The 8,890-nt window shown below is 71.0% G+C and carries 9 protein-coding genes and 1 tRNA gene; 3 read left to right on the top strand and 7 right to left on the bottom strand.

From position 1 onward, the window contains the following. Positions 1–109 precede the first annotated feature (109 nt). On the bottom strand, positions 110–412 hold the full coding sequence (locus ACFVVA_RS41740; RefSeq protein ID WP_049655715.1) for a co-chaperone GroES: 303 nt from the start codon (positions 410–412) through the stop codon (positions 110–112). Between the two features lie 184 nt (positions 413–596). After that, positions 597–938 (bottom strand): DUF3618 domain-containing protein, encoded by a 342-nt coding sequence (locus ACFVVA_RS41735; RefSeq protein WP_380538871.1) that lies wholly within the window; start codon positions 936–938, stop codon positions 597–599. Between the two features lie 166 nt (positions 939–1,104). Between ACFVVA_RS41735 and bcp the strand changes: the two genes are divergently transcribed. Further along, positions 1,105–1,578, top strand: coding sequence for a thioredoxin-dependent thiol peroxidase (gene bcp, locus ACFVVA_RS41730; protein WP_387695939.1), 474 nt, complete (start codon positions 1,105–1,107; stop codon positions 1,576–1,578). 95 nt (positions 1,579–1,673) lie between these two features. Here bcp and ACFVVA_RS41725 read toward each other — a convergent pair whose 3' ends face one another. Then, entirely contained in the window at positions 1,674–4,013 is a 2,340-nt protein-coding gene (locus ACFVVA_RS41725) for a chitinase C-terminal domain-containing protein (RefSeq protein WP_387695940.1), read from the bottom strand. A gap of 513 nt (positions 4,014–4,526) precedes the next feature. Between ACFVVA_RS41725 and ACFVVA_RS41720 the strand changes: the two genes are divergently transcribed. Beyond that, positions 4,527–4,610 (top strand) — tRNA-Leu (locus ACFVVA_RS41720). A 73-nt stretch (positions 4,611–4,683) separates the two neighbouring features. Here the strand turns inward: ACFVVA_RS41720 and rdgB are convergent. From rdgB to ACFVVA_RS41700, 4 genes are all read right to left on the bottom strand, one after another. Next, positions 4,684–5,289: an RdgB/HAM1 family non-canonical purine NTP pyrophosphatase gene (gene rdgB / locus ACFVVA_RS41715; RefSeq protein ID WP_387695938.1), complete on the bottom strand. Its 606-nt coding sequence runs from the start codon at positions 5,287–5,289 to the stop codon at positions 4,684–4,686. Between the two features lie 31 nt (positions 5,290–5,320). Continuing rightward, positions 5,321–5,710 (bottom strand): hypothetical protein, encoded by a 390-nt coding sequence (locus ACFVVA_RS41710; RefSeq protein WP_359915201.1) that lies wholly within the window; start codon positions 5,708–5,710, stop codon positions 5,321–5,323. A gap of 247 nt (positions 5,711–5,957) precedes the next feature. Further along, entirely contained in the window at positions 5,958–6,683 is a 726-nt protein-coding gene (gene rph, locus ACFVVA_RS41705; RefSeq protein ID WP_359915203.1) for a ribonuclease PH, read from the bottom strand. Between the two features lie 141 nt (positions 6,684–6,824). Beyond that, entirely contained in the window at positions 6,825–7,058 is a 234-nt protein-coding gene (locus tag ACFVVA_RS41700; protein ID WP_063349220.1) for a glucose PTS transporter subunit EIIB, read from the bottom strand. 402 nt (positions 7,059–7,460) lie between these two features. Between ACFVVA_RS41700 and ACFVVA_RS41695 the strand changes: the two genes are divergently transcribed. Further along, positions 7,461–8,750, top strand: a complete 1,290-nt coding sequence (locus tag ACFVVA_RS41695; protein WP_387695936.1) for a PTS transporter subunit EIIC — start codon at positions 7,461–7,463, stop codon at positions 8,748–8,750. The last annotated feature ends 140 nt before the right edge of the window (positions 8,751–8,890 follow it).

Raw genomic sequence — 8,890 nt, 5'->3', positions numbered from 1 at the left:
CGGGGGCCCCCCGCCGCCCCCGGGGGGCCCGGGCCCCCCGCCGGCGGCGGACGCGGGGGGCGCCCCCCCCGGGGGGGCCCCACCGCGGGGCACCGGGCGGATCAGGCCGTCACAGGTACAGCCCGGTCGAGCCCTCCGTGTCGCCGAAACGGGTCGCGGCGACGGCGTGCAGGTCGCGCTCGCGCAGCAGCACGTAGGTGGCGCCGCGGACCTCCACCTCCAGCTTGTCCTCCGGGTCGTACAGCACCCGGTCCCCCGGCTCCACCGAGCGCACGCTCTGGCCCACCGCGACGGCCTCCGCCCAGGTACAGCGCTTGGACAGCTCCGCGGTGGCCGGGATCAGGATGCCGCCGGTCGAGCGGCGCTCGCCCTCGCCGCCCTCGATGCGCACCAGCACGCGGTCGTGCAGCATCCGGATCGGCAGCTTCTCGCCGAGCCGGTCGTGGCGGACGGGCTCCTGCGCGTGCTCGGAGCGGGTCGCTTCGTCGTTCGTACTCACGGTCCCGAAGGTACCTCTCCCGGGCGCGGGGCGTGACGCTGGCCCGGTACGCGAAGGACCGGGCACGCGGCGCGCCCGGCCCTCCGTCCCGCGGTGCTCAGCCCTTGCGGCGCTTGCGGGCCGAGGCGACCAGCAGCACCAGGCCCACGCCGACCAGCGCGGCCGGGACGATCCGCTCCCGGCGCGGCTGCCCCTTCTCGTCCACGAACTGCGCCCGGACCTTCTCCACCACGCCGCTGGCGGCCACGTACGCCCGGGCGGCCCGCTCCTCGACGGCGGCCGCCGCCTTGGCCTTGACCTGGGCGGAGATGGTACTCGGGTGGACGCGGACGGCCAGCTCGTCGAGGGTCCCCGCCAGCCGGTCACGCGTCCGCTCGATGTCCGCCTCGATCTGGGCGGTCGTCCGCGCCGACTTGTCCTGCGTGCTCGCCTCGCCCACTCGGGCCACCCCATTCACTCGCCGATGTCGTTCCGTCCGATCCGTGCGATCGGTGCGACTGACCCAGTGTGTCAGCTGCCGAACACGGCCGCGCGGCCCCACCCACCATCGGGGGTAAGTTTGCCGTGGTACAGCCGCCCGTCCCAGCCTTCAGGAGAGTACGACCGTGTCTGAGCGCCTCCAGCCCGGCGACACCGCGCCCGCCTTCAGCCTGTCCGACGCCGACGGCAACCAGGTGTCCCTCGCCGACCACGCCGGCCGCAAGGTCATCGTCTACTTCTACCCGGCCGCCCTGACCCCCGGGTGCACCAAGCAGGCCTGCGACTTCACCGACAACCTGGAGGTCCTCGCGGGCGCCGGCTACGACGTCATCGGCATCTCCCCGGACCAGCCGGAGAAGCTCGGCAGGTTCCGCGAGGCCGAGAACCTCAAGGTCACCCTGCTGTCCGACCCGGACAAGAAGGTGCTGGAGGCGTACGGCGCCTTCGGCGAGAAGCTGAACTACGGCCGCACCTACCTGGGCGTGATCCGCTCCACGATCGTCGTGGACGAGCAGGGCAAGGTGGAGCACGCGTTCTACAACGTGCGGGCCACCGGCCACGTCGCCAAGCTGCTGCGCGACCTCAAGGTCGGCGCCTGACCTCCCGCGGTACGGAGAACGGCGAAGCGGTGGCGGCACACCCCCCGACCGGGTGCACCGCCACCGCCGTTCCTCACCTCGGCGGACCGGCCTGATCAGCAGGCCCCGAGGTCGCTCCAGACTCCCCACGAGCCGCTGGCCGCGGGGTCGTCGCCCTTGGTCCACCACTTGTTCTGGTAGTAGTGGCCCTTCCACGAGACCTTGGTGGGGGTCGCGTAGGTGGTGCCCGCGTCCCAGCCCGGGGCGGCCGTGCAGGCGCCCGAGGTCGGGGTCGGCGTCGGGGTCGGCGTCTGCGTCCCGGTCGCGGTGGGCGTCGGGGTCGGCGTCGGGGTGGCCGTCTGCGTCGGGGTCGGGGTCGGGGTCGGCGTGCCGCCGTCCACCGCGCCGCGGGTCAGGTCGCCCTTGATCCCGTACAGCGTGCCGCCCACGTTGACCGTCCAGTTGGAGGGCGTGGACACCGGCAGGTAGTAGACGAAGTCCATGTCGATCGAGGCGCCCGGCGCCAGCGACTGCCAGCCCGGCAGCTTGACCGACACCCGGTTGTAGGTGCCCTTCAGGCCGCCCACGTTGCCCGGGCCCGGGTTGTCCTGCTTGATGACCTGGAGGCCGAAGCCGGACTGGTCCTTGGCGTTGCCCGGGGCCGAGTTGCCGTAGTCGAACTGGAACTCGGTGCCGCCCGGCAGGGTCAGCGTCGAGTTGTTGACGATGTGCAGCTTCGGGTTGATCGGGTAGTTCGAGTCGCCCAGCGCGAAGTTGGTGAACGACACGTCGATCGGCAGGGTCTGCTGCGGCAACGCGGTCGTCGAGCGGATCGCGCCGTACGGGGCCGCCGACTTGAACTTGTCGTACATCAGCGAGGTCAGCGTCGAACCGGGGACGTACTCGCCCTTGCCGCCGTTGGCGGCGGCGTCCCACTTGTAGTCGCCCGCGAGCTCCCAGATCATCGCGCCGCCGGCGCCCTGGTTGACGATGTAGTCCGCCTTGGCGCCCACCGACTGCTCGTCCTCGGTGGAGAGGAACACCTTCTTGGTGTCGTTCCACAGCCACGGCGCCACCAGGGTGGAGCTGTAGTTGCGGGTGTAGGTGCCCTGCAGCGCGGTGTCGGACACGCCGTACTTGGCCAGGTAGTCGGGCAGGATGCCCTTCTCCAGGTTCTTGGCGTGCCACATCGGGTTCGACCCGGCCGGGGACTCCTTGCCCGCGTCGTCCTTGTCGTTCCAGATGTTGTCGATGCCGACCGCGCCGTCACCGCAGGCGGTCAGGCCGGAGCCGGCCGGGCAGGTGGTCGCCGAGGCGGTGCCCCAGAGGCCGTTGGTGCCGCCCTGCACGTTCTTGAAACCGCGGGTGTAGTACGGCAGGCCGACGTTGATCCGGCCGCCGGGCATCGAACCGCGGAAGTAGTGGTACGACCAGTCGGCGTTCAGGTAGCCGATGCCGCCGTACTGCGCGGTTCCGTAGACGTTGGCGGAGGCCAGCTCGCCGTCCTTGCCGTCGTCGAACAGCGAGGCGTTCGGGCCCACGTACTTGTTCCAGGCACCGTGCAGGTCGTACGACATGATGTTGACGTAGTCCAGGTACTTGGCCACCTGGAAGGTCTCCATGCCGCGCAGCAGGTAGCCGGAGGACGGGGCGGCGACCGACAGCAGGTAGTGCTTGCCGTCGGCGGCGCCGGCCTTGTCCAGGTTCTCGCGCAGGGTCTTCATCAGCGCCGCGTAGCCCTTGGCCAGCGAGCCGCGCTTGGCGTTGGCGAGCTGCCAGTCCAGCGGGTTGCCGGCGTCCTTCATCGAGGTCGGGTACTCGTAGTCGATGTCGACGCCGTTGAAGCCGTACTTGCGGATGAAGTCGACCGAGGAGGCGGCGAAGGTGTCGATGCCGGCCTGGTTGACGCTGCCGTCCGCGTTGACGGTCATCGAGTAGAAGCCGCCGGAGTTGACGCGCTTGCCGTCGTCCCCGAAGTAGCCGCCGGTCTCGGTCCAACCGCCCACCGACATCATGGTCTTGACGTTCGGGTACTGCTTCTTGAACTTCGTCAGCAGGTTGAAGTGGCCCTTGTACGGCAGGCTCGGGTCCAGCTCGGCACCGGGGACGCCGGGGAAGGAGATCCCGGTGGCCTCGTTGGTCGGGCCGTCGGTGCCGACCGAGAGCTTGTTGTCGGAGCCGACGTGGCCGAAGGCGTAGTTGAGGTGGGTGACCTTGTCCCAGGGGATGTCGCTCACCAGGTACGGCGCGTCGCCGTTCTTGCCGGTGCGCCAGCCGGTGAAGTAGCCGATGATGCGGCGCTGGTGGTCGGCGCCCATCTTCTCGCGCCCGCTGGTGTCGTAGACGGAGCAGTACGGGACGTCCACCCCGGGGGTCTGGTACAGGCCGTCCGGCCGACAGGCCGCGTTGTCGACCGCCGCCGACGCCTGCGAGGGCGCCGCACCCAGCGTCGCCATCAGCAGTCCGGCCAGCGAGGCCGCGGCGAGCGAGGCCACGCCGGCCCGGGCGGCCGGGCTCTTCCGGCGGTGGGCGGCGGTGGGACGCCGCTCCGCCGTGTTTCGGATCAACACTCGGTCCTCCAGGAGAGAGTGTCGGCGCGTGCCTGTGGGGGAGCACGCACGTGGGGGATTGCAATTGGCGCAGAAGCTATGTGGTCTGAACCACATAGGTCAATAGGTCTGTACCAATTGGTAATCAAAAGCCAAACATCACAGGTCGGAGCCGCTCGGCAATCGGTCGGTCCCCTGGCCGAAACCCGCCCCCCGGCGCGCACCGGCCGACCCGGCGGCCGACGTGCCCGCACCGGCGCGCGGCCGACGCACGGCCGTCCCCCGAACGGGACGAGGCCGGGACCGGACCGGGGGTCGGCCCGGGGCCCGAACCGGGAGCCGGACCGGGACGCGGCACCGGCGGGGCGGCGGCCGAACTCGCTGTCCCCACACTCGACGAAGCTCTAGACTGGTCGCCATGCGGCCTTGGCGGAATTGGCAGACGCCTGGGTTTTAGGTGCCCATGGGAGAAATCCCGTGAGGGTTCGAGTCCCTCAGGCCGCACTGGCATTGAAATCGAAGGCCCGCCCCGAGGTGATCCCGGGGCGGGCCTTCGACGCGTTCACCGGACGGAGTGTCAGGCCAGCAGGTCCTTGACGACCGGGGCGAGGGCGCGGAAGGCCTTGCCGCGGTGGCTGATGGCGTTCTTCTCGGCCGGGGTGAGTTCGGCGCAGGTGCGGGTCTCGCCGATCGGCTGGAGGATCGGGTCGTAGCCGAAGCCGCCGTCGCCGGCCGGGGCGGTGCGCAGGGTGCCGAGGAGGCGGCCCTCGACGACGCGCTCGGTGCCGTCGGGGAGCGCGAGGGCGGCGGCGCAGAAGAAGTGGGCGCCGCGGTGCGGCTCGGCGATGTCGGAGAGCTGGGCGAGCAGCAGGTCGAGGTTGGCGGTGTCGTCGCCGTGCTTGCCGGACCAGCGGGCGGAGAAGATGCCGGGCGCGCCGTTCAGCACGTCCACGCAGAGGCCGGAGTCGTCGGCGACGGCGGGCAGGCCGGTGGCGCGGGCCAGGGCGTGCGCCTTGAGCAGGGCGTTCTCGGCGAAGGTGACCCCGGTCTCGGGGACGTCCGGGATCTCCGGGTAGGCGTCGGCGCCGACGAGTTCGACGTCCAGGCCGGCGTCCGCCAGGATGGCGCGGAGCTCGGTGACCTTGTGCTGGTTACGGGTGGCGAGAATCAGGCGGGTGGACATATCGCCCACCCTACCGAGGGGCCGGGGACGATCAGCCGGTGCAGACCGAGGTGAGGTTTCCGGCCGCGGCGCCGAGCGGCTTGAGGTCCGGGACCTCGTTGCGGTCCGCGGCCCGCTGCACGTTCTCGACCTGCTTCTGCAGATCGGTCACGGCCTTGGCGACGTCGGTGTTCTTGGAGTTCTTCCCGACCTGGTCGAGGTCGTTCTTGAGCTTCTGCAGGGCCTTCCCCGCCGCGGCCGCGTCGTTGCTCGCGTTGTCGTAGGCCTGGGTGACGTCGGCGATGTCGCCGGTGATCCGCACCGCGGTGTTGCCGCAGTCGAGCGCCTTCTGCGCGGCGGAGCAGCTCACCATGCTGAGCGGGAGGATCGCGATGAGTCCGGCCACGGCGAGGGCGGCGGGGCGGGCGATGCTCGACGGCATCCGATCCTCCTGTGGGGCGCGGGTTCCGTGATGGGGGACGCGCGCCGGGAGGTGCGCGGTTCCCGCAGCGGGAGTGCTGCGGGAACCGTACGGTCTCCGGGCCCGGCCTGTACAGCAGGCCGACCGGTTCGGCGGGCCGTTCGCCCGCGGCCCGGACGCGTGTCCGCACCGCGGCCCGAACGGCCGTCCGCGCCCGCGGGCTGACCGTGCGTCCGCTCCGGTCCACGGCCGCGGGACCCGCGCCGGTTCAGCCCTCCAGGGCCTTGCGCTGGATCGCGTCCAGCTCCGCGCAGCCGAGGCTGCCGAGGTCGAGCAGCCGGTCGAGCAGCTCGCGGTCGAACGGGGCGCCCTCGGCGGTGCCCTGGACCTCGACGAAGCGGCCGTCGGAGGTGCAGACGATGTTCATGTCGGTCTCGGCGCGCACGTCCTCCTCGTACTGGAGGTCGAGCATCGGGACGCCGTCGATGATGCCGACGCTGACGGCGCTGACGCCGCCGGTGATCGGCTGGCCCTTGGCGCGCAGCAGCTTCTTGTCGCGGGCCCAGGCGACGGCGTCGACCAGGGCGACGTACGCGCCGGTGATGGCGGCGGTGCGGGTGCCGCCGTCGGCCTGGAGGACGTCGCAGTCGAGGACGATGGTGTTCTCGGCGAGCGCCCGGTGGTCCACGACGGCGCGCAGCGAACGGCCGATCAGCCGGCTGATCTCGTGGGTGCGGCCGCCGATGCGGCCCTTGACGGCCTCGCGGTCGCCGCGGGTGTTGGTGGCGCGCGGGAGCATGGAGTACTCGGCGGTGACCCAGCCCTCGCCGCTGCCCTTGCGCCAGCGGGGCACGCCCTCGGTGACACTGGCGGTGCACAGCACCTTGGTGTCGCCGTAGGAGATGAGGACGGAGCCTTCGGCGTGCTTGCTCCAGCCCCGTTCGATGGTGATCGGGCGGAGCTGTTCGGGGGTGCGGCCGTCGATGCGTGACATAGGCACTGAGCGTAGTCGCTCCGGGGGGCCGGTCCGGGAAGCGGCGGGGGCCGGTCCGGGAGCCGACGGGGATGCGCCGCGGCCCGCCGTCCCCCTGAGCGGGTCGGCGGGCCGCGGCGGGCTGAACCCGGGTGGCTCAGCTCACATCATGTCCTCGATGTCGGCGGCGATCGGGTCGGCGTCGGTGCCGATGACGACCTGGATCGCGGTGCCCATCTTCACGACGCCGTGGGCGCCGGCGGCCTTGAGGGCGGCCTCGTTGACCAGGGAGGCGTCCTTGACCTCGGTGCGCAGGCGGGTGATGCAGCCCTCGACCTCTTCGATGTTGTCGATGCCGCCCAGACCGGCGACGATCTTCTCAGCCTTGCTGGCCATCTGGTTTCTCCCTCTGTCTCGGCCCTTCGGCGGCTCTGCCGGGTGCCGTCCTGCGCTGGTGCTGGGGTGTCCCTCGACCGCCGGGCGGTGAGGTCCGTGCCGGTGGCTGACGCGGGTTCGGCTGCGGTCGTGCCGGCGAGCAGCGCGACCAGCATCACCCGTGCCGGTCCGGTCCGCCACGTTAGTCCACTTTTGGCCCATTCCGGCGGGCAGGCGTCCGACCGTCGCCCGAAGATGACGATCAGCGGGGCTCGCGCCTCCGGGGTACGGCCTGCTTCCAAGTGGTCTACACCAATATATGTGTACTCCGAGGAACGCGGTAACGGCCCCGGGTGTTCCCGAGCCCCGCCCGAGGGTCCCGCAGGGGACCGCCGGACGGCAACGGCACCCGGAGGGCGAAGGATGAGTTCGGCAGGCGCCACAGCCCCGCAGACCACGTGGTGGCACACCTTCTACGGCGGCCTCCAGAAGATGGGGCGCTCCCTGCAGCTCCCGGTGGCGGTCCTCCCCGCCGCGGGCATCCTCAACCGGCTCGGCCAGCCGGACGTGTTCGGCAAGGACGGACTGGGCTGGGACGACGTCGCGAAGGTCTTCGCCGCCGCGGGCGGCGCGCTGCTCGACTCGGCCTTCGGCCTGCCGATGCTGTTCTGCGTCGGGGTCGCGATCGGCATGGCGAAGAAGGCGGACGGCTCGACGGCGCTGGCCGCCGTGGTCGGCTTCCTGGTCTACTTCCGGGTCCTGCACGCCTTCCCGGAGCACTGCAAGCCGCCGACCGTGCTGATCAGCGACCAGTGCGTGGACTACACCTCGGCGAAGGCGGCGGCCGCGACGTACCAGAACCCGGGCGTGCTCGGCGGCATCCTGATCGGCCTGATGTCGGCCTGGCTGTGGGTCCGCTTCCACCGCACCAAGCTGGTCGACTGGCTCGGCTTCTTCAACGGCCGCCGCCTGGTGCCGATGATCACCGCCCTGGTCGGCATGCTGACCGCCGTGGTGGCGCTCTGGGTCTGGCCGCCGATCGGCCGCGGCCTGAACGACTTCTCGCAGACCCTCGCCGACCTGGGCGCGGGCGGCGCCGGCATCTTCGGCGTCTTCAACCGCGCACTGCTGCTGATCGGCATGCACCAGCTGCTGAACACCTTCGTCTGGTTCCAGTTCGGCGAGTTCGTCAAGGCCGACGGCACCATCGTGCACGGCGACATCCCGCGCTTCCTGGCGGGCGACCCGACGGCCGGCCAGTTCCAGTCCGGCTTCTTCCCGATCATGATGTTCGCGCTGCCGGCCGCCGCCCTCGCGATGGCGCACTCGGCGAAGCCGCACCGGCGCAAGGAGATCTACGGCCTGATGCTCTCGGTCGGCCTGACCTCCTTCGTGACGGGCGTCACCGAACCGATCGAGTACTCCTTCGCCTACCTCGCCCCCGCCCTGTACGCCGTGCACGCGCTGCTGACCGGCGCCTCGATGGCGGTGACCTGGGGCCTCGGGGTGCACGACGGGTTCAGCTTCTCGGCCGGCCTGATCGACTACGCGATCAACTGGGGGCTGGCCACCAAGCCCTGGCTGATCATCCCGATCGGCCTCTGCTTCGCCGCCGTGTACTACGCGCTCTTCCGGTTCATCATCGTCAAATTCAACCTGAAAACACCCGGGCGGGAGGACGACGACCAGGTCGAGGACGTCACCAAGGCCTGAGCCCGAGCAACACCGGGGTTATCCCCGCAATGGCCCCCGGACCCGACGGCGGTTTCCAGGGGTCGTAGCAACACGTGGTTGGTTTGATCAGGCCGCGATGAGTTTATGCAGGCGCTCGGCTGGGGTTTCCCAGCCGAGCG

The sequence above is a fragment of the Kitasatospora sp. NPDC058048 genome (genome assembly GCF_042885555.1).
Taxonomy (GTDB): Bacteria; Actinomycetota; Actinomycetes; order Streptomycetales; family Streptomycetaceae; genus Kitasatospora; species Kitasatospora lactacystinica.
This window is presented reverse-complemented; position numbering and strand designations above follow the sequence as displayed.